Raw genomic sequence first — 25,978 nt, forward strand, 5'->3', positions numbered from 1 at the left:
TGCCCCGACACGCCACGACTCAACGAAACGGCCGCGTATAGGTGCGCATGGCGTATGGGTGGGTCAGTAGCCTCGGGCGCGGCGGGCGGCGGGACGGGCGCCTCGACCGGATCCGCCGTGCCCGACCCGCTGGAAGGCGCGTACGAACTCGCCGCCGAGGTTGACCCCGGCGCCCAGCGCCAGGGCGACGGACATGGCGCTGATCAGGCTGAGCACGCCCGTCGTGGCGGCGCCGGTATTGAGCTCGATCATGCCTTGGTAGAGCAGCGTCCCCGGCAGGAGCGGCGCGATGGCCGGCACGACGTAGGGCAGCGCAGCCGCCCGGCGGCGGCGTGCCACGAGGTTGCCGAGCAGGCCCACGAGCACCGCGGCCAGCGCCGAGGCGAGCACCGGTGGCAGCTCCGCGCGCAGGATCAGCACGTACAGGACCCAGATCAGGGCGCCCGCCAGGGCGGCGGGAACCAGCACGTCGCGGGGCACGGCCAGGGCGACGGCGAACGTCAGCGACACGGCCGCGGCCGCGAGGACCGCCACCGGTCGCAGCGTCAGGGGAGCGGCCGGCAGATCGTTGACGTCGATCGCCACGCCGAGCCGGACCGCGAGGTAGACGGACACGCCGAGACCGGCGACGATCGCGGCGACGATGAAGAACACCTCGAGCAGCCGGGCGGCGGCGCTCACCAGGTCGCCGGTGATGCCGTCCTGAATGCTCGCCACCAGCGGCCGCCCGGGCAACAGCGCGACGATGGAGCCGGTGACGATGGTCGACGCCTGGCCGGACGCGCCTGCCGCGATCACCAGCGCCGCGCTCGTGGTGCCGATGGCCGCGGCCAGGGTGAGCTGGAAGAATTCCGCGATACCGCGTTTGGCCAGCGCGGCCGCGGTCCGGTCGCCGAGCACCGTCGCGATGAAGGCGGTTCCGGCGACGAGCGGGCCACCGCCGGCGAGCACACCGGCCGAGGCGGCGATCAGGCCCAGGGCCACGACAAGCAGCCACTGCGGATACGGTCCGCGGCGGCGCTTGATCTCCCTGACCCGCTCGAGGGCCTCGTCGAGATCGATCAGGCCGATCGAGGCGTCATGGACGAGCCGGTTCAGCTCCACGAGTCGCCAGTACGCCGGAGTACGCCGGCGGATCGACCGCGCTCCCGTCACCGGAGGAGCGCCGTTGCCGGGATGCGCCGAGACCAGGATGCCGGTGAAGGTGACCTGGACCTCGCAACGCGGCAGCTCGTAGGCCACCGCGAGGCTCAGCATCGCCTCGTTGACACGTTCGGTCGGCTCACCACTCGCCAGGAGCAGTTCCCCGACGCGCAGGACGAGATCGATCGAACGGTAGGAGATGATCTCGCCGGGCTCCGGCTCGGGCGGCGCGTCGGACGGCGCTCCGCTCATCAGGGCACGCCAGGTTCGTCGCAGTCGCTCCGTAGCCGCCACTATGCCCCTACCTGACCCCACATCAGCCGATATCCCGCGCAGGGTACCCGGCACGGTACCGGCCCGGGAAGTTCGAGATCACTGGGTTTTCCGACCATGGCGCATGGGGACGTCCGGGGTCGGTTCTCCGTCAGGGGGCCGCCACGACCCCCGGCCGCCGCTCGCCGTACCGGGTGGCCTGCTCGAACGCGTGCCCAGCCCGCAGGACGTCGAAGTCGGCCCGGTGCGGACCGACGATCTGCAGGCCCACCGGCAGCCCGTCCGCGGTGAACCCGGCGGGCACCGACAGCGCCGGGCAGCCGGTCGCGGAGATGAAGTAGGCCGAGCGCATCCAGTCCAGGTAGTTGGGCGTGGGTTCGCCGGCCACCTCGGTGGGGTATTCCAGCTCGACGTCGAACGGGGGGACCTGACTGACCGGAAGCAGCAGCAGGTCGTAACGTTCGAAGAATTCGCGTACCCGGTGATAGAGCCGGGTGTGCAGCGTCTCGGCGGTGGCGAGATCGCGTCCGGTGAGAGCCCGCCCGGCCTCGATGTTCCGGGCCAGTGAGGGCTTGATGCGTTCGCGTTCGCGGTCGAGGAGCGGGCCCATGATCATCTCGAACTGCCATGCGCGCAGCGTGCGGAAGACCTCCTCTGCGCCGGACAGGTCGGGGCAGTCCTGGTCGACGACGCAGCCCAGATCGGTGAACACCTTGACCGCGGGTTCGAGCGCCCGGGTCACGGCCGGATCGACCGGAACGGTGCCGCCCAGATCCGCCGACCAGGCCACCCGCAAACCGGAGAGGTCGCGCTCCAGCGGCCGGCCGAACGACGAGCCCGGCTCCTCCAGTGCGATGGGCGAGCGCGGGTCCGGACCGGCCAGCACCGACAACAGCAGCGCGGCGTCGGCGACGGTGCGAGCCAGCGGGCCCTGCACGGACATGGTCGACCATCCCGCCTGCTCCGGCCAGGTCGGGACCCGTCCGGGCGAGGGGCGGAACCCGACGACGTTGCAGAACGAGGCCGGATTGCGCAGCGAACCGCCCATGTCGCTGCCATCGGCCAGCGGATGCATGCCGCAGGCGAGCGCGGCGGCCGCGCCACCGCTGCTCCCGCCCGCGGACCGGGTCAGGTCATAGGGGTTGCGGGTCGCGCCGAAGAGCGGGTTGAAGGTGTTCGAGCCCGCCGCGAACTCCGGCACGTTGGTCTTGCCGAGTGTGATGACCCCGGCGGCGCGCATCCGTTCGATGATCAGTTCATCGCGTTCGGGCACGTTGCCGGCCAGCAGCGGAGAGCCGTACGTCGTGCGTATCCCGGCGGTGTCGTGGGTGTCCTTGTGCGCGACCGGCAGCCCGTGCAACGGCCCCACCTCGGCGCCGGAGGCGAGCCGTTCATCGGCGGCGCGGGCTCGCTCCAGTGCCGGCTCGGCGGTGAGGGTCACGATGGCGTTGACCCGCGGGTTGACCCGCTCGATCTGCGCCAGATGCGCCTCGACGACCTCGCGGGCCGAAACCTCGCGGGTGCGCAGGCGGCGCGCAAGGTCCCGGGCCGACGAGAAGCAGATCTCTGTGGACAACGCAGTCCCTCCTGAAGGAGCCTCTGGCGGCCATTGTGCCCGGTGCCGTGTCGAGCGGGTTCGTCGTCTCCCTCCATTACGGTGCGGCGGCATGAGCGATCAGCGGTTCTCGCCGGTCGGCCCCGCCACGTCGCTGCCGGCTGAGGGGCGAAAGTCCTGAAGCCGGCGGTTTTGTCGTCTGGCTGCCCTACGGTGTGGCGACATGGTTGATCAACTCGCTCCGCTGTCGGATGAGAACACTCTGGTGATTCCGAAGGGCTGGCGGCGGCGCCTGCATCCGCGCCGGGGTGGAGTTCCCGGTCCGAAGATCACGATCGGTGGTGCCGCGGGCGAGGCGCTGCGTTCGCTGGAGGAGGACGGCCGGGCCGAGGCCGAACATCTCATCGCCGACCCGGGCTGCGACCGGGAACTGGCCGAGAGCACCCGCAGGCACCTGGCGGGCGACGCCGACCCGCGAGGTGCGGCGCTGCTCGCGGCCGTCATGATCGGGCGTAGCCGGATCGCCACCTCTGAGGAGCACGAGCGGTTCGTGGACGGCTGGGTCGCCGTCCACGGGCCGGCGTTCGCCGCCTGCGCGTTCACGGAGCTTTGCGACATCGACGTCAAGCCGGGTCAGGTCCTGGACATCTATCGGATGCCCCCGGCCGCCCGCCGGCTCAGGGCACTGCTGGCCGCCATCGGAGATCAGGAGTATCAGGAGGCCGTGGACCGCCTGGCGGAGCGCCGGGGGACGCCCATGAAGAGGTTCATCACCGCCTACCTTGTGCCGACCAGGCTGGACTGGGTGGACGAGTGCTGCGCCGCGCCCGACTGCTACCCGCGGCAGATGATGCTGTGCACGCTCGGGTCGGCCGGGCAACTCGAGCTGGTCGGTGGGTGGGCGAACCTGACCTACCCCGACTGCTATCTGGAGAATCTCGCGACGATGGCCGAGGGCGTCGGCCCCGCCATCGCGCCGTTGCTGGCCGAGGCGATGGACCGGCTGGATCCCGATCCCGAGCGGCGCAGGGCGCTCCTCGACGTGCTCTCCGCGCTGCCGTCCGACGAGGCGTTCGAGCTGCTGTTGGAACGGGTCGACCGGCCGCATTTCCGGGCCGCCCTGCTGGAGGCGATGAGTCGTTACCCGGTACGGGCGATCCGGCTGCTCGCACAGGCCGACGGCGCCACGGCCGCCGAGCTGCTGAACGAGCATCTGAGCGCCAACGCCGAGCTCCTCGTGGCCGTTGTCGCGGACCTCCCGGCCGAGGTCCAGGAGGTGATCGAACGGATCACGGCCGCCGTGGAACGCGTCCCCGAGGCGTCGGCCGAGGCCCTGCCCCCGCTGCTGGTCGACCCGCCGTGGGCGCGGGAGAAGCCGAAGACGAAGCCGGTCGTCATCAAAGGACTGACGCCTGCCACCGGGCCGAGCATGGCCTGGGAACCGGGCGAGCGGGAGAGATGGCTGCACACGGGCCTCTTCTACCCTGCGCGCTGGCCGATGGACGAGCCGTTGGAATCAGGCCGTCACTGGGAGAGCCCTCCGACCTACGACAAGGACCCGGGCTGGGCGCGGCGGATCGAGGATCTCCGGTCCGGTCGGCTTCTCGGATACGACGAGGTCCCGATCATCACACTGGGACCCGAGCAGCTGATCCGCCCGCTGCTGGCGGACTGGCGGCCGAGAGGCTGGAACAGCTCCGACGGCACCTGCCGTCCCGAGGAATGGATGCGGCACGTCGTGGCGCGCTACGAGCTGGACGCGCTCCCGGTCGCCGTGCAATTCGCCACGTCGAACGCGGCCCGCTTCGGATCGCTGCTGCTGCCGTACCTGGACGCCCAGGTGGCCGCGCTCGCCGCCGACTGGCTACTGCGGGTCAAGACGGCCCGGGAGATCGCGACCGTGTGGTTCGGGATGCACGGGGCCGCGGCCGTGCCATTTCTGCTGCCCGCGGCGCTCGGCAGGCTGGGGACACAGCGGCGGGGCGCCGAATACGCGTTGCACTTCCTCGCGTCCGAACTCGGCGGTGACGCCGTCATCGAGGCCGCACGGGCTCATGGTGACGATGCGGTCGCCGCCATCGAGGCGCTTCTGGCGGCGGATCCGCGGGACCTCGTTCCGCGCAAGGTGCCCAAGGTCGGGGAGTGGGCCGCCCCGGGCGCGCTTTCGCAGGTGCTGCTACGCGGCCGTGAGCGGGCGCTGCCGGCCGGAGCGGTACGGCACCTGGTCACGATGCTCGCGATGTCGACGCCCGAGGAGGTGGACCCCGGGATCGCGGTGGTCCGGGAGCTGTGCGACGGGGAGTCGCTCGCGGAGTTCGGCTGGGCGTTGTTCGAACGGTGGCGTGAGCGCGGAGAGACGGCCGGTGACGCCTGGGCGGTGACCGCGCTGGGCTGCGTCGGCGACGATGAGACGGCGCGGCGGCTGACGCCGATCATCAGGGCCTGGCCGGGTGAGGGCGGGCACGCCAAGGCGTCAGAGGCCTGGACGCGCTGGCGCTGATCGGGACCGACGTGGCGTTGACGCAGCTGCACGGCATCGCGCAGAAGGTGAAGTTCAAGGCGCTCAAGCAGCGGGCGCAGGAGAAGATCGAGCAGGTCGCCGAAGCGCTGGGGTTGACGGGGGAGCAGCTGGGGGATCGCCTCGTCCCCGGGTTCGGGCTGGACGCCGACGGGAGCATGGTCCTCGACTACGGCCCGCGCCGCTTCATCGTGGGTTTCGACGAGCAGCTCAAGCCGTACGTGGCCGGCGAGGACGGCACGGGCCGCAAGGCCCTGCCGAAACCGGGGGCCAAGGACGACGCCGAGGCCGCGCCCGCCGCGTACCAGCGGTTCACCGAGCTGAAGAAGGACGTGCGCGCGATCGCCCCGATCCAGTTGCGGCGCATGGAGCTGGCCATGGCGACGGGCCGCCGGTGGACGCCCGCCGAGTTCCGGGAGTACCTCGTCGGCCATCCGCTGGTTTGGCACATCGTGCGGCGTCTGGTGTGGCTGGCCGAGGACGGTGGCAAGGCGACGGCGTTCCGCCTCGCCGAGGATCGCAGCTTCGCCGACATCGATGACGACGTGTTCACGCCGGCGGACTCGGCGCTGGTCGGCATCGCGCATCCGCTGCACCTGGGCGACGCGCTGGGGGCGTGGTCGGAGGTGTTCGCCGACTACGAGATCCTGCAGCCGTTCCCGCAGCTCGGCCGTGCGGTGCACGTCCTCACCGACGAGGAACGCACCAGCGGGCGGCTGGAGCGGTTCGAGGGGCTGAGCGTGCCGTTCGGCAAGGTGCTCGGGCTGGAGAAGCGCGGCTGGCGGCGGGGCGTGCCACTGGACAACGGCACTGAGCGCTGGATCTCCCGCGAGGTCCCCGGCGGCCGGTACGTCGTGATCAACCTGGATCCGGGGATTCAGGTCGGTAACGTGGACATGGACCCCGAGCAGCGGCTCGAGCACATCTGGCTCGGCGACCAGCCGTATGACTACTTCCCGAGCCGCGTCAGCCCGTACGCGTTCGGGGAACTGGACCCGGTGACCGCCTCCGAGATCCTCACCGACCTCACCGAGCTGGCCGAGTCCGCCCGATGAATCGCGATGAGACCGCCCTGGTCATCCCGGACTCGTGGCGTGAGCGGTTGTACCCGCGGCGCGGCGGCGTTCCGGTCTCCGAGATCAAGATCAAGGATCTCGCCCCCGCGCGGGTGCGGAGGCGTGTCCAGACCATCCGTCCCTTCCTCGAGACGGTCCTCGATCACGAAGGCAGTGAGCGGGAGCTCGTCCGGCGGGCACGTGACCACTTGAGTGGTGAGGCGAATCCGCTCGGTGCCGCAGTGCTCCGCAAGATCGACTCCAAGGCCACACAGCCCTGTCTCCCCTTGGAGAAGTGGGTGGACGCCTGGGTCGTCGAGCATGGGCTCGCCTTCGCCGCGTGTGCGTTCGCAGAGCTCGGTGGGATCACTGTCGACCTTGATCTGAGGCGAAAGGACTTCCCCCACCTCGTCAGGCACAGCGGATGGCACGGGGTGGTGGGGGCATCGGCCGGGCGGCGGCTGCGTGCTCTGCTGGCCGCCGCGAACGAGCGGGACTACGCGGAGGCGGTCGGCCGGTTGGCGGATCACCGGCGGACTCCGCTGCAGCGGATCGTGGTGTCGTTCCTGGTGCCGACCCGGCAGGACTGGGTGGCGGAATGCTGTGCCGAGCCGCCGCGCCGCGCCCAATATTCTGAAACGCACGACGCCACGATGCTCTGGTGTGCTCTGGGATCCGCCGAGCAGCTCGCGCGGCTCGGTGGGTGGGCGCGGTTGGCGAGGGGGGAACATTCCCTGGAGTTGCTCGCCACGGTGGCCGAGGGTGTGGGGCCGGCCATCGCACCGGTCCTGGCCGGTGCTTTCGACGAGGGGCTCAGCGAGGGAACTGGCCAGGTGCTCCTCGAAGTGCTCGGGGCGCTCCCTGGCGATGAGGCGTTCAGGCTCATGGCCACCCGGCTCGACAAGGCGTACGTCCTGCCCGCGATGCGGGCGATGGCACGGCGTTTCCCGGTGCGTGCGCTCCGCGTGTTGCCGTCAGTGGCGGCGAGCGGGTCGAAGTCGGCCGTCTTGGCGAAGGAGTTGCTGACCAGGCATCTGCTGGACGAGCCCGAGCTCACCGCCGCGGTGGTTCCGAGGCTTCCCGACGTGGCGCGTACGGTCATCGAGGCAGTCCAGCGCGCCAGGGTCGCGGACGCTTCCGCGGACGCCCTTCCGCGGCTGCTGGTCGAGCCGCCGTGGACCCAAAAGCGCAAGGCGCACAAACCGCTTGTCATGCCCGGCGATCCGGCCGGCGTCGAGCGGGCCCTGAGGTGGACGCCGGGTGAGCGGGAGGAGTGGGCCAGGGCCGACGGCAGAGGCTATGTGGCCTCCGCGGACCGGTCGGAGCTGGAAAGGGACCTTGCGGCCTTCCAGAAGAGACCCTCCAACCAGTACGTGGCGTTCAAGCTGTTCAACCACGGCCCTGAGGATCTGGTCCGCCCGTTGCTCGCGGACTGGCGGCCCAGAAGCTGGTGGTTCGCCGTCGAGTGGATGAAGGCGCTCGTCGCCCGGTACGAGCTCGAGGCGCTGCCGCACGCGCTGGAGGCCGCCAGGACGCAGCCGGCCTCCCAGGGGAGCGTCCTGCTTCCGTTCCTGGACGCCGAGGTGGCCGCGCTGATGGCCGGCTGGCTGGCCCGGCTGAAGTCGGCACGGACGATCGCGATCGCGTGGTTCGACCGGCACGGCGTCGATGCGGCAAGGCTCTTGTTCCCCGCCGCGCTCGGCAAGCTCTCGAAGGAGCGCCGCCAGGCCGAGGGCGCACTGCGGCTCATCGCGGCGAAGGCCGGTGCCGAGAGGATCGTGGCGGCTGCGGCAGCGGCAGCGGCGAACGGAGAGGCGGCCGCGGGGGCGATCGAGGCGCTGCTGGCGACCGATCCGCTGGACATCCTCCCGGCCAGACCGCCGAAGGCGGCGGACTGGCTGGAGCCGGGCCTGATGCCCCAGGTGCTGCTGCGCGGTGGTGACCTGGCGCTGCCGGTCGCCGCGACCGAACATGTGATCACCACGCTGGCGATGTCGAAGCCCGGCGAGGCGTACGCGGGGGTCGAGGTCGTCCGGGAGTTGTGCGATCCGGAGTCGCTGGCCGAGTTCGCGTGGGTGGTGTTCCTGCAGTGGCGGGCCCATGGTGCTCCGGCCAAGGACGGGTGGGCGCTGACCCAGCTCGGCCTGCTGGGGGACGATGAGACGGTGCGGCGGTTGACCCCGGTGATCCGGGCGTGGCCGGGGGAGGGGGGCCACAAGAAGGCGGTGGACGGGCTGGAGGTGCTGGCCGCCATTGGGACCGATGTGGCGTTGACGCATCGTACGGCATCTCGCAGAAGGTGAAGTTCAAGGGCGTCAAGGCGCGGGCGCAGGAGAAGATCGAGGAGGTCGCCCGGGAGCTCGAGCTCACCCCCGAACAGCTCGCCGACCGCCTCGTGCCGGACTTCGGGCTGGGCCCCGAGGGCGGTCTCACTCTCGACTACGGTTCCCGGCGCTTCGTCGTGGGTTTCGATGAGCAGCTCAGGCCGTACGTGAACGATGGGCGGGGCAGGCGTCTCAAGGCACTGCCGAGGCCGGGCGTCAAGGACGACGATGAGCCGGCACATGCGGCGTACAAGCGGTTCGCCGCGTTGAAGAAGGATGTCCGGGCGGCGGCGGGCGACCAGATCCGCAGGCTGGAGTCGGCCATGGTGGCGCGGCGGCGGTGGACGGCGGCGGAGTTCCAGATCCTGTTCGTCGCACATCCGCTGCTGTGGCACATCGCGCGGCGGCTGGTGTGGCTGAGCGAGGACGGTGGCAAGGTCACAGCGTTCCGGGTGGCTGAGGACCGCACGTTCGCCGACGCCGGCGACGTTGTCCTGACCCTTCCGGAGTCGGCGTCGATCGGCATCGCACATCCGCTGGACCTGGGCGAGGAACTCGCCGCCTGGGTGGAGGTGTTCGCCGACTACGAGATCCTGCAGCCGTTCCCGCAGCTCGGCCGGCCGGTGGACACGCTCACCGACGAGGAAGCCCGGGGCGGCCGGCTGCACCGCTTCGAGGGGCTCACCGTGCCGTTCGGCAAGGTCCTCGGGCTGGAACGGCGCGGCTGGCGGCGCGGCGAACCACTGGACGGCGGCGTCGAATGCTGGATCTCCCGAGAGACCCCAGGCGGCCTGCACATTGTGATCAGCCTGGACCCGGGAATTCAGGCCGGCCATGTCCAGATGCTCCCCGAGCAGCGGCTCGAGCACGTCTGGCTCGGTGCGCAGCCGGGTGACTACGACCCGGACCGCGTCGGCCCGTACGCGTTCGGCGAGCTGGACCCGGTGACCGCCTCCGAGATCCTCACCGACCTCACCGAGCTGGCCGAGTCGGCAGTCTGAACCGTGTCGTTTGCGGGTGTTTGTCGTAGCGCTCCGTTACGGTGTGGCGGCATGACCGATCGACTTCCCGCGTTGCCGGACGAGGACACCCTGGTATTTCCGGACTCGCTGCTGCGGCATTTGCATCCCCGGCACGGTGGTCTTCCCGGGCCACGGGTCGAGGTCGACAAGACCGCGGGCGAGATCGCGCGGAAGCTCGTGGAACAGGCGCGAGCCGGAGGCGATCCGATTCGGCTCGGCGATGATTCTGAGCTGGCCAAGCTACGACGGCAGCTGACCGCCGAGGCAAGCCCGGAGCGTGCGGCGGCGAGCGTGGTGTTTACGGCGCTGAGGACGCACGAGCGATGGGTCCTGCCCGCCCGTGAGATGACCGCGTTCGTGGATTCCTGGATCGTCGAGCACGGGCCGGCGTTCGCCGCGTGCGCGCTGGTGGAACTCGGCGTGATCTTGGCTACTCGGAGCGGCGTCGGCGGCTGGGAGGCGACTCGGAGCCGGCACGGCTACGTCGCGGACAGCGACGTGTGGCGCGAGACCCTACGGCGGACGCGCACCCTCTTGGCCGCGGTCGACGACCGGGAGTATCGGGAGGCGGTCGATCGGCTCGCGGGTCACCGCCGGAGTCCCGTGCAGCAGGTGATCGTGTCGTACCTGGTGCCGACGCGGCAGGACTGGCTGGACGAGTGCCGTGCCACCCGTCTGGTCACGGGCGGGGCCGTCACCGGTCGGGTCGCCGAGGAGCCCTGGTGGCTGGTATCTCATGCGTTCAGCACCGCGGACCAGCTCAGCGCGTGGACGGTGATGCGCCCGCGGAACGACTGCTCCATGGGCCTGCTCGTCACGCTGGCCGATGGCGCGGGCCCGGTCGCCCTCCCTCCGTTCGTCCAGACCCTCGATGAGGATCTCCTCGACAGCGACGAGCGCAGGCGGGTGCTCGAGGTGATCGCCCATCTGCCCTTCGATGAGGCCTTCCAGGCGCTGGTGGATCGGATCGACCAGAAGTACGTCAAGCCCGCGTTGACCACGGCGATGAGGAGGTTCCCGGCGCGGGCGTTGAGGTTGCTGGCCGCGGCGGGCGCCACCGAGCCACTTAACGATCATGTTCGGGCCAACCCGGAGTTGACCGCCGCGATGCTGCCTGGTCTTCCGGATGAGGCCCGTGCGGCCATCGAGTCGGTCTTGGCGGCTGACGCGCGGGTGGAGGAGTCGCCGGCGGACGCGTTGCCCCGGTTGCTGGTGGAGCCTCCGTGGACCCGCAAGCGGAAGGCGAGAAAGCCGGTCGTCATCGCGGGCCTCACACCGCCCGGTGACCAGCGGATGCGCTGGGCTCCGGACGAGCGAGAGGCATGGGCCGCCTCGCACGTCTCTCGACGGTGGCCGCTGCTTCCCGAGGTCACCGACTGGGAAGAGGCGATCACGTGTTTTCGGGACGGTCGTGTCCCTTGGTGTTGGGACCCGCGCCTGCTGACGCAGGGCCCCGAGCGCCTGGTTCGGCCGCTGCTCGCCGAATGGGACCGTTTCCGCTACGAGATCAGCGACGTTCCGTCGCTGAAGTCGATCGTGGGCCGGTTCGGAACGGACGCGCTTCCGGTGATGTCGTGGATCGAGAGATATTACCCGGCCGACGCTGCCCCGCTGTTGCTGCCGTGCCTCAATGCGGAGATCGCGGGACTGATGGCCGGCTGGCTCCGGCTCAAGTCGGTCAGGCAGGCGGCGATCGCGTGGTTCGGGCGGCATGGTGCGGACGCCGCGCGGATGTTGTTCCCCGCCGCCTTGGGCACGGTGGGCACGGAGCGGAGACAGGCGGAGGAAGCGCTGCGCCTGCTGGCTTCCAAGATCGGTGCCGATGAGATCGTGGCGGCCGCGCGGGACCTCGGTGACGAGGCGGGAGGTGGGATCGAAGCGCTGCTGGCGACCGACCCGCTGGAGATACTTCCGGCCAGGGTGCCGAGGATCGAAGATTGGCTGGATCCGGTCCTGCTCCCGCAGATCTTGTTGCGTGGTCGCAAGAAGGCGCTGCCGACCGCGGCGACCGGGCACGTGCTCACCATGCTGGCGATGTCGAAGCCGGGTGAGGTCTACGCGGGCATCGAGGTGATCCGTGAGGTGTGCGATCCGGTCTCGCTGGCCGGTTTCGGCTGGGCGTTGTTCGAGCGCTGGGAACAGCAGGGCGGGCCGCCCAAGAACGGGTGGGCGCTGACTCAGCTCGGCCGGCTCGGCGATGACGAGACGGTGCGCCGGCTCACCGAGGTGATCCGGGCGTGGCCTGGAAAGGGCGCGCACCGGAAGGCGGTGGACGGGGTGGACGTCCTCGCCGCGATCGGGACCGACGTGGCGTTGATGCACCTGCACGGCATCGCGCAGAAGGCGAAGTTCAAGGGGCTCAAGACCCGGGCGCAGGAGAAGATCGAGCAGATCGCCGCCGCATTGGAGCTGAGCCCCGAGCGGCTCGCCGACCGACTCGTTCCGGACTTCGGGTTGGATTCCGACGGGAGCATGATTCTCGACTACGGTCCGCGCCGCTTCCACGTGGGCTTCGACGAGCAGCTTCGGCCGTACGTGACGGATGAGGACGGCAGGCTGCTCAAGGCGTTGCCGAAGCCGGGCGCTGAGGACGACGAGTCGGCCACCGCGGCGTACAAGCGGTTTTCCGGGTTGAAGAAGGATGTCAAGACGGTCGCCGAGGACACGGTTCGGCGGCTGGAGTCGGCGATGGTGATGCGGCGGCGGTGGGCGCCCGCCGAGTTCCGGATGTTGTTCGCGGAGCATCCTCTGGTCTGGCACATCGCGCGGCGGCTGGTATGGCTGAGCGAGGAGGGCGGCAAGACGACGGCGTTCCGGCTGGCCGAGGACCGCACCCTCGCCGATGTCGAGGATGACGTGCTGACCCTGCCCGAGTCGGCGAAGGTCGGCATCGCGCACCCACTCGATCTGGGCGACGACATCCCCGGTTGGTCGCGGACGCTGGAGGACTACGAGGTCCTACAGCCATTTCCCCAGATCGGCAGGCGGGTGTACGCGCTCACCGAGCAGGAATCCCGCATCGACAGGCTCACTCGGTTCGAGGGGCGCGATGCGTCGTTCGGGAAGATCCTTGGGCTGGATCGGCGTGGCTGGGAGAGCGGCGGGTCGCCGGATGGCGGACGGGACTGGATCTCCCGTGAGCTTCCCGGGAACCGCCGCATCATGATCGACTTGGACCCGGGCTTCGGGCTCGGCTCTCCGGATCAGGTTCCCGTGCAGAAGCTCGACCGCATCTGGCTCACCGACCATGCCGTGGACTTCTCGGCACGCCACGGTTCCTCGTTCCGCTTCGGTGACCTCGACCCGGCGACCGCCTCCGAGATCCTCGCCGACCTGACCAGCCTGACCGGCGGCGTGGACGCCCGATGACCGAGGCGAGCATCGAGTTCCGCGGATCCTGGTGGAGGCCCCCAGCATCGCGCTTGGTGAGCCGGATCCCGTGACCGTGTCCGAGGTGCTCACCGAGCCGGCACAGCCCGCGGTCTGACCCCGTACCTGGAAGAAAAGACGATGACTGAGAAGACCACTGAAGAGATGGTGCAGCGGCCCCCCGCCGAGGTGCGGTTCGCCGAGGAGCTGGACCGGCTGCGGGAGGCCGACACCGGGCCCCGGCCGCCCGGATGGGCGCTGAGCATGGAGGCGGCCCGCCGGTTCATCGTCGGCGACGACGCCCTGGGCGTCCGCCGCAAGTTCGTGGGCGACCCGTCGCTGATCGACCGGGCGCTGGTCACCCTGGCCACCAGCCGGGGCCTGATGCTGGTCGGCGAACCGGGCACCGCCAAGTCGCTGCTGTCGGAGCTGATCGCTGCAGCCGTCAGCGGTGACTCCACGCTGACCATCCAGGGCGGCGCGGCGACCACCGAAGACCAGATCAAGTACTCGTGGAACTACGCGCTCCTGGTCTCCGAGGGGCCGTCCACCCGGTCCCTGGTGCCAGCGCCGCTGCTGCGGGGCATGGCCGAGGGCAGGGCCGTACGGTTCGAGGAGATCACCCGTTGCCCGCTGGAGGTACAGGACTCGCTGCTGTCCCCGCTGTCCGACCGGGTGCTGGCCGTCCCGGAGCTGACCGGTCCGGACGCGATGGTGTTCGCCCGTGAGGGCTTCAACGTCATCGCGACCGCCAACACCCGTGACCGCGGCGTCAACGAGATGAGTGCCGCGCTCAAGCGCCGGTTCAACTTCGAGACCGTGTTCCCCATCGCCGACTTCGCCACCGAACTGGGCCTGGTCGAGGCCGAGGCCACCACGTTGCTCGAACGGTCGGGCGTCGGGGTCCCGCCGCGCCGGGACGTGCTGGAGGTTCTGGTCACGACGTTCCGGGAGCTGCGCACCGGGATGACGGGGAGCGGCCAGGCGATGGACCGGCTGTCGACGGTGATGAGCACGGCCGAGGCGGTCTCGGTCGCGCATGCCGTCGGCATTCGCGGCTGGTTCCTGCGCGGAGAGGCGGGCGCACCCGCCGACATCGTCGAGTGCCTGGCCGGAACCGCCGCGAAGGACAACCCCGACGACCTCGCCCGGCTGCGCCGCTATCTGGAGCAGCAGGCACGGCGCCGCGACGGTGCGCAGTGGAAGGCGCTGCACGCCGCCCGTAACCTTCTGCCCGGCTGATGGCGGGAGGTCGGTCGGGGTTGGTTGGTCGGGGCAAAAATGTCACGTTCATCGGGGTCCGGCACCACAGTCCCGCCTGCGCCCGGCTGGTCGGGCAGACCATCGAGGCGTTGCGCCCGGCGTATGTGCTGGTGGAAGGGCCCGCCGACTTCGGCGACCGGCTGGACGAGCTGCTGCTCGGCCACGACCTGCCGGTGGCGATCTTCAGCCACTACCGGGACGAGACCCGCGTACACGCGTCGTGGTCGCCGTTCTGCGCGTACTCCCCCGAGTGGGTCGCCCTCACCACTGGCCGGGCGTACGGCGCCGAACTGCGGTTCATCGACCTGCCCGCCTGGCACCCCGCGTTCGCGGACCGGCGCAACCGCTACGCCGACGCCGAGGAACGCTACGCCGAGGTCACGCGGCGGCTCTGCCGATCGTTCGCCGTCGACAACACCGACACCCTCTGGGACCACCTGTTCGAGGTCGCGGACGACGAGGGCCTTGAGGAGAGGCTGGCGGCCTACTTCGACCTGGTGCGCGGGGAATCGTCGGCGGGGCCGGACGACGCCGCCCGCGAGGCCTACATGGCGCGATGGATCCGGGCGGCCGCCGCCGACGCGGGGGACCGGCCGGTCGTGGTGGTGACCGGTGGCTTCCACCGCCCGGCGCTCCAGGCCCTCGCCGGGCAGGAGGACTCCGGCCCGGCACCACACGGAACCGGATGGCCCGAGGTGCCGCGCCCCCCCGAGGGCGCGGCCGGCGGAAGCTTCCTCGTGCCCTACTCCTTCCAGCGGCTGGACTCGTTCACCGGCTACCAGTCGGGCATGCCGTCGCCCGAGTACTACCAGCGGCTGTGGGAGGGCGGTCCGGAGCAGGCCGCCTCGGCGCTCACCGAGACCGTCGTGACCCGGCTGCGCGAACGCCGGCAGGTCGTCTCCACCGCGGATCTGATCGCCGCGCGCACGCTCACCGAAGGGCTCGCCCGGCTGCGCGGCCACCACCGCCCGGCGCGCACCGATCTCCTCGACGGACTCGTCGCTGCCCTGGTGACCGACGACCTGGATCAGCCGCTGCCGTGGACCGCCCGGGGGCCGCTCGCCCCCGGCGCACACCCGGCGGTGAACGAGATGGTCACCGCCTTGAGCGGAGACCGCGTCGGCCGGCTGCATCCCGGCACACCGGCGCCGCCGCTCGTTCACGACGTCGCCACAGAGCTCGAACGCCTGAAGCTCGACCAGGCGGGTACCGTCACCGTGCGGCTCACCGACGAGCGGGGCCTGCGCCGCAGCCGCGCCCTGCACCGGTTGCGGGTCCTGCGGATTCCCGGTGTCGAACGCGAGTCCGGCCCGGCCACGGCCGCGGAGCCGGTACTGGAGGAGAGGTGGACGCTGTCGTTCGGCGACCACCGGCTACCGGCGCTGATCGAGGCGGGCGCGTACGGCGCCACCCTCGGCGACGCCGCGGCCGCCGCGCTCGACGAACGGGCGACCGAGGCGGGCTCCGCCGCCGGACGGCTCGCCACCGTGCTGTTCGACGCCGCGCTGTGCGGCTGCGTGGACGTGTCCGGTCGGATCGCCGAGACCATCGCCGCAGGCATCGCGGGCGCCGTCGACGTGGGCGACCTCGGCCGGGTTCTCAGCACCGTCCTCGGCCTGTGGCGCCATGACGAGCTACTGGGAACCGCTCGCAGCACGCTGTTCGGCACGGTCATCGAGGGATGTGTCACGCGCGTGCTGTGGCTGGTCGAGGGGATCCGCGGCGGTCCCGCGCCCGCGGACCTGACGCGGCTGCACGCGCTCGCCGCGACCCGGGATGCGCTGCTGCACGCCGCCGCGCCGCTCGGCCTGGACCGGGAGGCCGCGCTCGCCGTCGCCGGGCGGATCAGTGCCAACGCCGCCGCGCCGCCGGACCTGCGCGGCGCTGCGTTCGGGCTCGGCTGGTCGCTGGGCACCGTGGTCGACCCGGTGCGGGCGGTACGTGGCGCGGCCGGGCCGCACACCCTCGGTGACTGGCTCGCAGGGCTGTTCGCCCTGGCCAGAGACGAGGTGCTGGCCGTCGAGAGCTCCGACGGAGCGGGCGTTCTCGGCGTGCTGGACGAGATGATCGTCGCGCTGGCCGAGGACGACTTCCTGGTGGCGCTGCCCGCACTGCGGCAGGCGTTCGAGTTCTTCCCGCCGCGCGAGCGTGAGATCATCGCCGGCCGGCTGCTGGACCGGCGGGGACTGCGCGGCTCGGCACGGGCCCTGCTGCGGACCGCAGCCGATCCCTTGATGATCGCTAAGGCGAAGGCATTGGAGGCGAATGTGGAACGGCTGCTCGTCGCGGAGGGCCTCGTGCCACGGAGGGATCCGGCATGACGACGCCGGATCCGGGGCTCGAACGCTGGCGGCTCATCCTGGGCGCGCCCGCCGAGGGGTGCACCGGTCCCCTGACCGGCGACGCCGCGGACCGGGACGCCGCGCTGGGCTGGCTGTACGGCCGCGATCCCGACCTGGAGCGCCGGGGCGTACGGCGCGGTGGCATCCTGCGTTCCGGTGACCGCCAGGGCGGGGACGGACCGTCGGCGCTCACCACCGTCGACTGGCTCGACGACGTGCACCGCCTGTTCCCCAAAGAGACCATCGAACGGCTCGAACGCGACGCCGTCGAGCGCTACGAGATCCACGAGGTGGTCACCGACCCCGCCGTCCTGGAACGGATCGAGCCCAACCCGACGCTGTTGCGCGCCGTGCTGCGCACCAAGCATCTGATGAACCCGCAGGTGCTCGCCCTCGCGCGGCGCATCGTCGAAGAGGTCGTGCGCGAGCTGATGCGGAGGATGGCCACCGAGGTCCGGCAGGCGTTCCACGGCACCCGGTCCCGGCGGCCGAGCCGGATGCGTCAGGCGCGCAACTTCGACTTCCACGGCACCATCCGGGCCAACCTCGCCCACTACCGGCCCGAGGAGAAACGGGTCTACATCGAGCATCCCCGGTTCATGTCCCGCACGCGGCGGCACCTCGACCAGTGGCAGCTGATTCTGCTCGTCGACCAGTCCGGCTCCATGGTCGGCTCGGTCATCCACTCCGCCGTGACCGCCGCCTGCCTGTGGGGACTGCCCGGGCTCAAGACCCACCTCATCGCGTTCGACACCGACGTCGTCGACCTCACCTCCGACGTCACCGACCCGGTCGAGCTGCTGCTCAAGGTCCAGCTCGGCGGCGGCACCAATATCGCGCGGGCGGTCGACTACGGCGCCGGACTGATCGAGAACCCGCGCCGGGCGATCGTCGCGGTCGTCACCGACTTCTACGAGGGCGGCGACGAATACCGGCTCGTCGCCGCAGTACGCCAGATGGTGCAGCAGGGCACGCAGGTTCTCGGACTCGCCGCGCTCGACGAGGACGCCACCCCCTCCTACGACCGCGACATGGCGCAGCGCCTGGCCGACGTCGGCGCGCACGTCGGCGCGATGACTCCCGGACAGCTGGCCGCCTTCGTCGCCGAACGGATCGGCCGATGATCCCGACCCGCGGCGACCTGCTCGCCCTGACTCCGGACGCGCTCGCCGCACTCGCCAACCGGGGCCTGGTCAAGCGTGCGGCCAAGGAACTCGACGCGGGGGCCGCGCCGGAGGTGGAGCACGGCGAGAACGGCACTGTCCGAGGAAGGTTCCCCGATGACGTCGAGACGACGCTGCCGGCGAGGGCAGGCCTCGACGGTGCGTCCTGCACGTGTGCGGCCACCGGTGTATGCCGCCACCAGATAGGCCTGATCCTGGCCTACCAGCGCCAGGCGGCGCAGGCGCAGCCCACAGCGCCCATGGAATCCACGGAGCCCATGGAGGGCACCGCTCCGAAGCCCCTGGCGGAGGTCGCCGCTCCGGCTTCGCCCGCGCAGGCGATCGGCGTCGCCCCGCCGGACTGGTCGCCCGGAGCCTTCGACGACGACGCGTTGGCCGGCGTTCTGGGCGAACGCGCGGTCGCCGCCGCCCGGCGCACCCACCGGGCGGGCTACGCGGCGCGGATCCACCGGCCCACCGCCGCCGACCCGGTCGCGTCCGTGGAGCTGCCGACCTGCACGGTCCGGTTCCTCGTGCCGGGAGAGCTCGGCTACGTGCATACCGACGCCATCGCCGCGATCCGCGGCGAGGTCATCGCACTCGCCGTGTGGTCCTTCCGGGCGGCGGACGAACTGGGGGCGTTCGGTGCGGACGTCCGGATCGACGTGGGAGGCGGGGCCGACCGGGCCACGGTGGGCTCCGGTCTCGAGGCCGCGTTGAGCATCGTGGACCAGGTGCTGCTCGACGGCGCCATGCACGCCGGTCCGGTGGTGGCCACCGCACTGATCCGGGCCGGGCGCGAGCTCACCGGAAACGGCCTGCACTGGCCCGCCGCCGCCCTGGACGACCTCGCCGGGCAACTGACCGCATACCGGGAGCGCGACGCCGGCTACGACCCCGGACGCTTCGCGGAGCTGCTCACCGAGGTCCATGCCCGGCACAGGGCCGGCCGGCACGAGGGCGGCAGCCCGCGCTCGCAGGTGCTGGGCACCGATGAGTCCACCGAGAGTCCGTTGCGCCGGGTCCGGCTCGTCTCCCTCGGCTGTCGCGTCGGCGGCACCGACGCGCGGCGTTCAGTGGGGGTCTACCTCGCCCACGCCGGCTCCGGGATCGTCTTGGTGCTGAAGCGCGCCTGGGAGGTCGCCGACGGAGAGATCGTGACCGGCCACGACCTCGCCACGCGCCGGATCGCCGGCTCGGCCCTCCGCGAGTTCGCCGCCGCCAACATCGTCTCCGAGACCGCCTCCCGCAGCGCCAGCCGCGTCGTGCGGCTGGCGGCCGGCCGGGTGGCGAAATCGACGATCACTCCGCTGGGCGCGGCCTGGGAGCACCTGCCCGACACGGTGCTCGTACGGGACCTGCGGGCGCTCGGCGCGATGCTCGGTGCGCTCCCGCCGCGCCTCATCCGGCCACGGGTCGAGGCCGAGCTCGTCCGGGTCATCGAGATCGCCGAGGTCAGGGACATCGGTTACGACCCGGGCGGCCAGCGGCTGGAGGCGGTGATCGCCGATCAGGCGGGGACGACGGCGGTCATGTCCGCCGCGTACAACCCGTACTGCCCGGGAGCGCTGGACCGCCTGGCCTCGGCGCTGAGCGGGGAGCACGGGGACCCGCTCTACCTCAGCGGATCCGTACGCCGTGTCCGCGGGACGGTCGAATTGGACCCGATCGCGGTCATGACCGCCGACGGCGTCGCCTCGCCCGACCTGGCGCCCGGCGACGGCGATGCCGCGCTGATGGCCCGCACCGAGCAGCGGGCGGACCCCCTGAGCAGCGCGCTGGAGACCGCTCTCGCCACCTGCGCCGAGGCCGCGCACCGCGGACTGCGGCATGTCCCGGCCGGTTTCCACGCCCGCATCGGGCAGTCCGTGTCCGAGCTGGACAAGGCAGGTCTGCGTACCGCCGCCGGTCTCCTCACCGAGCTCGGCGCGGTACTCGGCGGCGATGACACCGGCCGGATGGCCGATGCCTGGGTGAACGCCCAGCTCCGCCTTCTCACGACCGCCGAACTCAGCTGACCGGGTGGACGAGGTAGTAGAGGTCACGACCGCCCGACCTGAAACGTACGTAACCCGATCGCCCTGCCTCGGGCGGTTCGTATACTTTTCCGGTCTGAATTGCCTGCTTTCGGCCAGGCGGGCCCGATGGTCGCCGTGGACATGAGAACGTGAGCGTCCGAGCCGACGGCGGAACCCTTTGCGGAAAGGAGCACCGGTGAGTTTCAGCCACCTGTCCCATCTCGAGTGCGGACGGTGCGGGACCGGCCACGACGCGGACCGACCGCAGAACCTGTGCGAGGCGTGCGGATCCCCGTTGCTCGCGCGCTATGACCTCGCGGCGGCCCGATCCGCGGTGCGCCCGGCCGACCTCACCGCCCGGCCGGCGGACCTGTGGCGCTACCACGAACTGCTCCCGGTGCGCCGCGCGGACGCGGTGACCACCCTCGGCGAGGGCATGACACCGCTGCTGCCGATGGCCCGGTACGGCGAGAGCATCGGGCTGCCCCGGCTGCTGATGAAGGACGAGGGGCTGGTCCCCACGGGTTCGTTCAAGGCGCGCGGCGCGGCGGTCGGCGTCTCACGCGCGGCCGAACTCGGGATCAAGCGGCTGGCGATGCCGACGAACGGCAACGCCGGAGCGGCCTGGTCGGTGTACGGCGCGCGGGCCGGGCTGGCCGCGACGATCGTCATGCCGGTGGACGCCCCAGAGATCACTCGCCGCGAGTGCGTGGCCGCGGGCGCCGACCTGCACCTGGTCGACGGCCTCATCAGCGACGCCGGGCGGATCGTCGGGGAACTCGTGGCCCATGCGGGCGGCCAGGTGTTCGACGCCTCGACGCTCAAGGAGCCCTACCGCATCGAGGGCAAGAAGACGATGGGCCTGGAGATCGCCGAGCAGCTCGGCTGGCGGCTGCCCGACGTGATCATCTACCCCACGGGCGGCGGCGTCGGGCTGATCGGGATCCACAAGGCGCTGAACGAGCTTCTCGAGCTGGGCTGGATCAGCGGGCCGCTGCCCCGGCTGGTCGCGGTGCAGGCCGAGGGCTGCGCGCCGATCGTACGCGCCTTCGAGCTCGGGGAACGGGAGAGCACGTTCTGGCCCGACTCGCGCACGGTCGCGTTCGGCATCAACGTGCCCAAGGCGATCGGGGACTTCCTCATCCTGGAGGCGCTGGCCGAGACCTCGGGCACCGCGATCAGCGTGAGCGACGACGAACTGCTCGCCGACCTGCGGAAGGTCGCCGCCCTGGAGGGCGCCTTCGTCTGCCCGGAGGGGGCGGCCGCGTTCACGGCGGCGCGCAGGCTGCGCGCCTCGGGCTGGATCGGCGCGGATGACCAGGTCGTCGTGCTCAACACCGGTGCCGGGCTGAAGTACCCCCAGACGGTTCCGGTGGACGCTCCGGTACTGCCGGTCGACGGCCATCTCGGATGAGGTGACGTCCGGTCCGGAAGGCCGCGGTGTCGCGTCAGCTCTTTCGCGGGGCACGTGGCGCAGGATCTTGGGCCGAAACGCGGCGAACAATCGTACGACCACGACCGTGTTCGTTGGCGTGATCGTACGATTGTTCGCGGCTTTCGGTGTTCGCGGCCTGGCGACCGAGGACGACGAAGCGGTCAGGCGCCCTGGAACCTGGTCTGCGGGACCTTCTTGCCGCCGTCCTTGGCCTTGCTCGGGTCGTTGGCCTCGTAGGCGGCGACGACCTGGGCGGGAATCCGGCCGCGGTCGTTCACCGTGATGCCGTGCTGCTTCGCCCAGGCCCGGATGTCCGCGGAGCGCTCACGGGTGTGCGTGGTCCGCGTGGTGGTGCCCCGGCCGGAGCGGCCGACCTGGCGCCCGCCCGCTTTGCGCGCCTTCTCCACGAAGGGCGTGAAGTTGTTGCGGAGCTTGTCCGCGTTCTTCGCGCTCAGGTCGATCTCGTAGGTGACGCCGTCGATCGAGAACGTCACCGTCTCGTCGGCGGCTTTGCCGTCGATGTCGTCGAGCAGCTCGACGACCGTTCTCTGTGCCATGAAAGTGTTCCTCCCAAGCCTGGTAGCCGGTCAGTCTCCCGGCTTGGCATCCGGATGAGCGGCTATGAACTTCTCGTAGACCTCATCGGCGATCTTGCCGCGTGCGCTGACCTCGACGCCCTCACGGCCGGCCCACTCGCGAACATCACTGTTGGAGTAGCCGCGCACGCGCGGGCCAACGTCGGTCGAGCTCTTGCGGGCCCGGCCCGCCTGCTTGACCTCTGCTGCTTTCTCGAGATACGGCGCGAGGGCGTCTAGCACCTCTTGCAGCTTCTTAAAATTCTCATCGCCGAGATCAATAGTGTACTTGGTCGCAGCGATCTCGAAGTCCCGTTTGGCGACGTCTTCGCCGTCATAGCCATCGAAATCGTCCACCATGATAACTTTAGTCGCCACTGCACGTTCCTTTCTCGGCGGCCCCGCCTCAGCATAGGGTAATGGGATCGAGCGCCGGACGACTGCCATCCGCAGGAGTCGTGAGGTCCGAGAGCCGATCGGCGTCGTGGTCTGACCGGCCGATCCACACCATGTCGTGGCCATGTTGACCGCGCGCGCTCGGCAGCGGATGCCCTCGGCGGCGCGCAATCGCCGCAAATAGCGTTGCCGGCTCCGATCGCCCGATGGCGTCGGCAATTGGCGCCCTCGCCGCTCCTGTGGCGTGACGTCACAATGACACCGGCGGTCAAGGCGGGATCTTACCGAGCCACCCGGTGGTACGCCTTTAGGGGGGCATGGGTAAGGTCATCGCCGGAGCCCGGAAACTGTCGATCCGCGCGACTCCACACGCTCGGGAGAAGGGCTCAGGAACCCGCGGCTTCAGGCCCGGCGGCGGTATCGCGCTGGGCCGGCTCGGGCTTGACACTGGGATGGACGGCGACGACCACGCGGTGGGACCGACCGCGTTCGGCGCCCTCGTCGTGGTACTTGCCCACGAGTGCGGTCACCGCGCTCGCCTTGTCGGCTTACGCGTCTCGCTCGATCTTTTCATCTTTCCGGTCCTTGACGTACGCGCCGGCCTTCGCGGCGGCCGCGGCGGCTTCGGCGGCGCGGTCCGCGGCGGCTTCGTCGAGGGGATCGCCGCTGGCCAGCAGGCGGTAGTAGAGAGGGGCCGAGACGGCGCGGATCACCTCGTGGGCATCGGTGCCCTCGGGCAGTTCACCCCGGTCGACGGCCTGCCGCACGCAGGGCGCCCACTCCCGGATGCGGATGTCATAGAAGTGGTGCAGGGCCTCGGCCGTGCGAGCGTCGCACGTGGCGGCCGCGATCACGGCCTTGAACAGTGGCCCCTGGCGCGGGTCGGTCAGTGTCCGCTGCACGAGCCGGGCGTTGGCCTTGAGGTCGCCGAGCAGCGACCCCGTCCGCGCGCGCGGCGATGACTGCTCGGCCATGTCCATCAGCAGGTCGGCGACCAGGGCCGTCACCGATCCCCAACGGCGGTAGACGGTCGTCTTGCCCACGTCCGCGCGGCGCGCGACATCGGACAGGTCCAGGTGGGCGAAGCCCCGCTCCGCCAGGATGTCGCCGACCGCCCGCAGCACCGTGGCTCGTACCCGCGCGGTGCGCCCCCCGGGTCGAACCGTTCCCGGCTGTGCGCCCTCAGCACTCAAAACGGGCCTCCAGTTCCATTTGCCACTTCTCATGGTACCGTCGGCACTGGCAGTTAAACGGAACTGTAGTGCCGTTAGCTGTGAGTGTGGGTGATTCGCCCACGGTCGAGAACGGGTCATCAAAGGGGATCGACGATGGAGTACAGACGATTGGGTGCATCCGGGCTCAAGGTTCCCGCGCTGAGCTTCGGCACCGGCACCTTCGGCGGCCGGGGAGAGCTGTTCGGCGCCTGGGGCGACACCGACGCGCGCCAGGCCCGCCGCCTCGTGGACATCTGCCTGGAGGCCGGCGTCACCATGTTCGACACCGCCGACGTCTACTCGGCCGGTGCGTCCGAGCAGGTGCTGGGGGAGGCAGTCCGGGGCCGCCGCGACGAGGTGATCCTGTCCACCAAGACCAGCCTGCCGATGGGCGACGGCCCCAACGACGCGGGTTCTTCACGCTCACGTCTGATCAAGGCGTGCGAGGACGCGCTGCGCCGGCTCGGCACCGACTACATCGACCTGCTGCAGTTGCACGCCTTCGACGCCGGCACTCCGATCGAGGAGGTACTGTCCACGCTCGACGCTCTGGTGCGGGCGGGGAAGGTGCGCTACGTCGGCGTCTCCAACTTCTCGGGCTGGCACCTGATGAAGTCGCTGGCCACCGCGGACGACAACGGCCATCCGCGGTACGTCGCGCACCAAGTCTACTACTCGCTGGTCGGCCGCGACTACGAGTGGGAGCTGATGCCGCTCGGGCTCGATCAGGGCGTCGGCGCTCTCGTCTGGAGCCCGCTCGGCTGGGGCCGGCTCACCGGCAAAGTGCGCCGCGGCCGACCGCTGCCGGCCCAGAGCCGCCTCCATCAGACCGCCGACTACGGCCCGCCCGTCGACGACGAGCACCTGTTCACGGTGGTGGACGCCCTCGACGAGATCGCGGCCGAGACCGGCAAGGCGATCCCGCAGATCGCGATCAACTGGCTGCTGCGGCGCCCGACCGTCTCATCGGTCATCATCGGCGCCCGCAACGAAGAGCAACTCCGCCAGAACCTCGGCGCCGTCGGCTGGACGCTCACCTCCGACCAGATCGCGAGACTCGACGCGGCGAGCGCCGTGACGGCGCCCTATCCCTACTTTCCCTACCAGCGGCAGGAAGGGTTCGCCCGCCTCAACCCGTCCGCAAGCGACCCCGTGCCGGTACCTGCCGCGTAACGGTTCCCACGGGCGTGCGCCGGCCGACGTGAAATGTGTCTTCGTCAGCGGAAGATCAATCGCAATGTCCGGGGGTGCGGCCCGCCTCCTTCAGTTGTGCTCGACAGTCCGTACAGAGCGATGGAGGAGATGTGCGCCACCCTTTCACCCGGCTCCGGCTCCTCGCCCGCGCGACCGGGCTGACGTGCGCCGCGGTGCTCTTCGCCGGAGCGGTGACGGCGGCGGACGCGGCGTCGGGGATCAGCGGCGAGAAGATCGTGGTGACCGAGCAGGCCACCGACCAGATTCTCCTGCTCGATTCCGACCGGCGGAGCTGGCAGGAGACGAAGGTGCTGTGGCGCTGGCGGCCCACCGAGGCGAATGGACTCGGTGACCTGGTGGCCGCCTGGGGTGCCCCCTCGGACGCCAAGTTGCGGCACCTCGACGGAAGGCCTCATCTGCTCGCCGTCGACTCGCGCGGACTGGCCGCGATCGTGCCCTTCCCGGACGACGCCGGGCCCTATTGGGCGACGGACGTGGGCCGGCAGAGCAATCTGCACAGCATCGAACTGCTGCCGGACGGCAATGCGGCGCTCATCGCCAGCCGTGGCAATTGGCTTCGCGTCTACACGGCCTCGCAGGGACCACGATCCGATTCCTACGTCGAATTCCCGCTCACCGGCGGCCACGGCGTCTTCTGGGACGACGACGCCCGGCTGCTGTGGGCGCTCGGCGGTGACGAACTGGTGGCGCTGAGGCTCGGCGGCACGCCCGCGCGGCCCGAGCTCACCGAGGTACGGCGGGCTCGGCTGCCCACACCAGGGGGACACGACCTGCATCCGGTGGCGGCCACGCCGGACCGGCTGTGGATCACTACGGAGAGCGGCGTCTATCAGTACTCCGCGTCGAAGGGCATCTTCCTGCGGGACTACCCAGGCGCTGATCGGATCAGCGTCGGTGGGGTCAAGAGCGTCGGAGACGACCGGCGCTCCGGGCAGGTCCTCACGGCACGGGTGCAGCACCGGAACCTGTGCACCTGGTGCACCGACACCGCGACGCTGAACCGGCGAGGAGACGCCCTCACCCTGCACGGCTCGCACATCTACAAGGCGCGCTGGTGGGTGGATCCGACGAGACCGGGCCGCTGAGCCCCTCAGGGCC

18 protein-coding genes are annotated in these 25,978 nt (G+C 70.8%); 12 read left to right on the forward strand and 6 right to left on the reverse strand.

Translation table 11 applies throughout. From position 1 onward, the window contains the following. Nucleotides 1–63 precede the first annotated feature (63 nt). Together HKK74_RS20145 and HKK74_RS20150 are read right to left on the reverse strand one after the other, a co-directional pair. Nucleotides 64–1,395: a threonine/serine exporter family protein gene (locus tag HKK74_RS20145; RefSeq protein WP_187244814.1), complete on the reverse strand. Its 1,332-nt coding sequence runs from the start codon at nucleotides 1,393–1,395 to the stop codon at nucleotides 64–66. Between the two features lie 172 nt (nucleotides 1,396–1,567). Next, nucleotides 1,568–2,992 carry an amidase gene (locus HKK74_RS20150; RefSeq protein WP_246491789.1) on the reverse strand — a complete coding sequence of 475 codons (1,425 nt, stop codon included), beginning with the start codon at nucleotides 2,990–2,992 and terminating at the stop codon, nucleotides 1,568–1,570. Nucleotides 2,993–3,194: 202 nt separating this feature from the next. On the opposite strand from HKK74_RS20150, the gene HKK74_RS20155 reads away from it, so the two are divergent. From HKK74_RS20155 to HKK74_RS20200, 10 genes are all read left to right on the forward strand, one after another. Then, nucleotides 3,195–5,471 carry a magnesium and cobalt transport protein CorA gene (locus HKK74_RS20155; RefSeq protein WP_187244816.1) on the forward strand — a complete coding sequence of 759 codons (2,277 nt, stop codon included), beginning with the start codon at nucleotides 3,195–3,197 and terminating at the stop codon, nucleotides 5,469–5,471. An 11-nt stretch (nucleotides 5,472–5,482) separates the two neighbouring features. Beyond that, nucleotides 5,483–6,544 carry a DUF4132 domain-containing protein gene (locus tag HKK74_RS20160; protein ID WP_187244817.1) on the forward strand — a complete coding sequence of 354 codons (1,062 nt, stop codon included), beginning with the start codon at nucleotides 5,483–5,485 and terminating at the stop codon, nucleotides 6,542–6,544. Next, nucleotides 6,541–8,847: a hypothetical protein gene (locus HKK74_RS20165; RefSeq protein WP_187244818.1), complete on the forward strand. Its 2,307-nt coding sequence runs from the start codon at nucleotides 6,541–6,543 to the stop codon at nucleotides 8,845–8,847. Before HKK74_RS20160 ends, HKK74_RS20165 begins: the two co-directional genes overlap by 4 nt. After that, entirely contained in the window at nucleotides 8,844–9,869 is a 1,026-nt protein-coding gene (locus tag HKK74_RS20170; protein ID WP_187244819.1) for a DUF4132 domain-containing protein, read from the forward strand. Before HKK74_RS20165 ends, HKK74_RS20170 begins: the two co-directional genes overlap by 4 nt. A gap of 51 nt (nucleotides 9,870–9,920) precedes the next feature. Beyond that, nucleotides 9,921–13,259 (forward strand): DUF4132 domain-containing protein, encoded by a 3,339-nt coding sequence (locus HKK74_RS20175; protein WP_187244820.1) that lies wholly within the window; start codon nucleotides 9,921–9,923, stop codon nucleotides 13,257–13,259. Nucleotides 13,260–13,400: 141 nt separating this feature from the next. Next, nucleotides 13,401–14,501, forward strand: coding sequence for an AAA family ATPase (locus HKK74_RS20180; RefSeq protein ID WP_187244821.1), 1,101 nt, complete (start codon nucleotides 13,401–13,403; stop codon nucleotides 14,499–14,501). Nucleotides 14,502–14,521: 20 nt separating this feature from the next. Next, nucleotides 14,522–16,843 (forward strand): DUF5682 family protein, encoded by a 2,322-nt coding sequence (locus tag HKK74_RS20185; RefSeq protein ID WP_222722515.1) that lies wholly within the window; start codon nucleotides 14,522–14,524, stop codon nucleotides 16,841–16,843. Further along, a complete protein-coding gene (locus HKK74_RS20190; protein ID WP_187244823.1) occupies nucleotides 16,840–17,988 on the forward strand; it encodes a VWA domain-containing protein in 1,149 nt (382 codons plus the stop codon). The genes HKK74_RS20185 and HKK74_RS20190 overlap by 4 nt, the downstream gene beginning before the upstream one ends. Further along, nucleotides 17,985–20,045, forward strand: coding sequence for a YehQ family protein (locus HKK74_RS20195; RefSeq protein ID WP_187244824.1), 2,061 nt, complete (start codon nucleotides 17,985–17,987; stop codon nucleotides 20,043–20,045). The genes HKK74_RS20190 and HKK74_RS20195 overlap by 4 nt, the downstream gene beginning before the upstream one ends. 196 nt (nucleotides 20,046–20,241) lie before the next feature. Then, entirely contained in the window at nucleotides 20,242–21,459 is a 1,218-nt protein-coding gene (locus tag HKK74_RS20200; RefSeq protein WP_187244825.1) for a threonine synthase, read from the forward strand. Between the two features lie 182 nt (nucleotides 21,460–21,641). Here the strand turns inward: HKK74_RS20200 and HKK74_RS20205 are convergent, their stop codons facing one another. The 4 genes from HKK74_RS20205 to HKK74_RS20220 form a co-directional block, all read right to left on the reverse strand. After that, entirely contained in the window at nucleotides 21,642–22,037 is a 396-nt protein-coding gene (locus HKK74_RS20205) for a histone-like nucleoid-structuring protein Lsr2 (RefSeq protein ID WP_187244826.1), read from the reverse strand. 30 nt (nucleotides 22,038–22,067) lie between these two features. Beyond that, nucleotides 22,068–22,433: a histone-like nucleoid-structuring protein Lsr2 gene (locus HKK74_RS20210; protein ID WP_187244827.1), complete on the reverse strand. Its 366-nt coding sequence runs from the start codon at nucleotides 22,431–22,433 to the stop codon at nucleotides 22,068–22,070. A 404-nt stretch (nucleotides 22,434–22,837) separates the two neighbouring features. Beyond that, nucleotides 22,838–22,981, reverse strand: coding sequence for a hypothetical protein (locus HKK74_RS20215; RefSeq protein WP_222722517.1), 144 nt, complete (start codon nucleotides 22,979–22,981; stop codon nucleotides 22,838–22,840). 18 nt (nucleotides 22,982–22,999) lie between these two features. Continuing rightward, nucleotides 23,000–23,644, reverse strand: coding sequence for a TetR/AcrR family transcriptional regulator (locus HKK74_RS20220; RefSeq protein ID WP_187244828.1), 645 nt, complete (start codon nucleotides 23,642–23,644; stop codon nucleotides 23,000–23,002). A gap of 135 nt (nucleotides 23,645–23,779) precedes the next feature. Between HKK74_RS20220 and HKK74_RS20225 the strand changes: the two genes are divergently transcribed. Beyond that, nucleotides 23,780–24,838 carry an aldo/keto reductase gene (locus tag HKK74_RS20225; RefSeq protein WP_187244829.1) on the forward strand — a complete coding sequence of 353 codons (1,059 nt, stop codon included), beginning with the start codon at nucleotides 23,780–23,782 and terminating at the stop codon, nucleotides 24,836–24,838. 131 nt (nucleotides 24,839–24,969) lie between these two features. Continuing rightward, a complete protein-coding gene (locus HKK74_RS20230; RefSeq protein WP_187244830.1) occupies nucleotides 24,970–25,965 on the forward strand; it encodes a DUF6528 family protein in 996 nt (331 codons plus the stop codon). The last annotated feature ends 13 nt before the right edge of the window (nucleotides 25,966–25,978 follow it).

The organism is Actinomadura alba (assembly GCF_014323705.1).
Taxonomy (GTDB): Bacteria; Actinomycetota; Actinomycetes; order Streptosporangiales; family Streptosporangiaceae; genus Actinomadura_C; species Actinomadura_C alba.

What these genes read in the sequence shown, in the direction of transcription:
- HKK74_RS20195 (WP_187244824.1), top strand. Translation starts at nt 17,985, where the DNA reads ATGATCCCGACCCGCGGCGACCTGCTCGCCCTGACTCCGGACGCGCTC.
- HKK74_RS20190 (WP_187244823.1), top strand. Translation starts at nt 16,840, where the DNA reads ATGACGACGCCGGATCCGGGGCTCGAACGCTGGCGGCTCATCCTGGGC.
- HKK74_RS20205 (WP_187244826.1), bottom strand. Translation starts at nt 22,037, where the DNA reads ATGGCACAGAGAACGGTCGTCGAGCTGCTCGACGACATCGACGGCAAA.
- HKK74_RS20155 (WP_187244816.1), top strand. Translation starts at nt 3,195, where the DNA reads ATGGTTGATCAACTCGCTCCGCTGTCGGATGAGAACACTCTGGTGATT.
- HKK74_RS20180 (WP_187244821.1), top strand. Translation starts at nt 13,401, where the DNA reads ATGACTGAGAAGACCACTGAAGAGATGGTGCAGCGGCCCCCCGCCGAG.
- HKK74_RS20225 (WP_187244829.1), top strand. Translation starts at nt 23,780, where the DNA reads ATGGAGTACAGACGATTGGGTGCATCCGGGCTCAAGGTTCCCGCGCTG.
- HKK74_RS20165 (WP_187244818.1), top strand. Translation starts at nt 6,541, where the DNA reads ATGAATCGCGATGAGACCGCCCTGGTCATCCCGGACTCGTGGCGTGAG.
- HKK74_RS20175 (WP_187244820.1), top strand. Translation starts at nt 9,921, where the DNA reads ATGACCGATCGACTTCCCGCGTTGCCGGACGAGGACACCCTGGTATTT.
- HKK74_RS20145 (WP_187244814.1), bottom strand. Translation starts at nt 1,395, where the DNA reads ATGAGCGGAGCGCCGTCCGACGCGCCGCCCGAGCCGGAGCCCGGCGAG.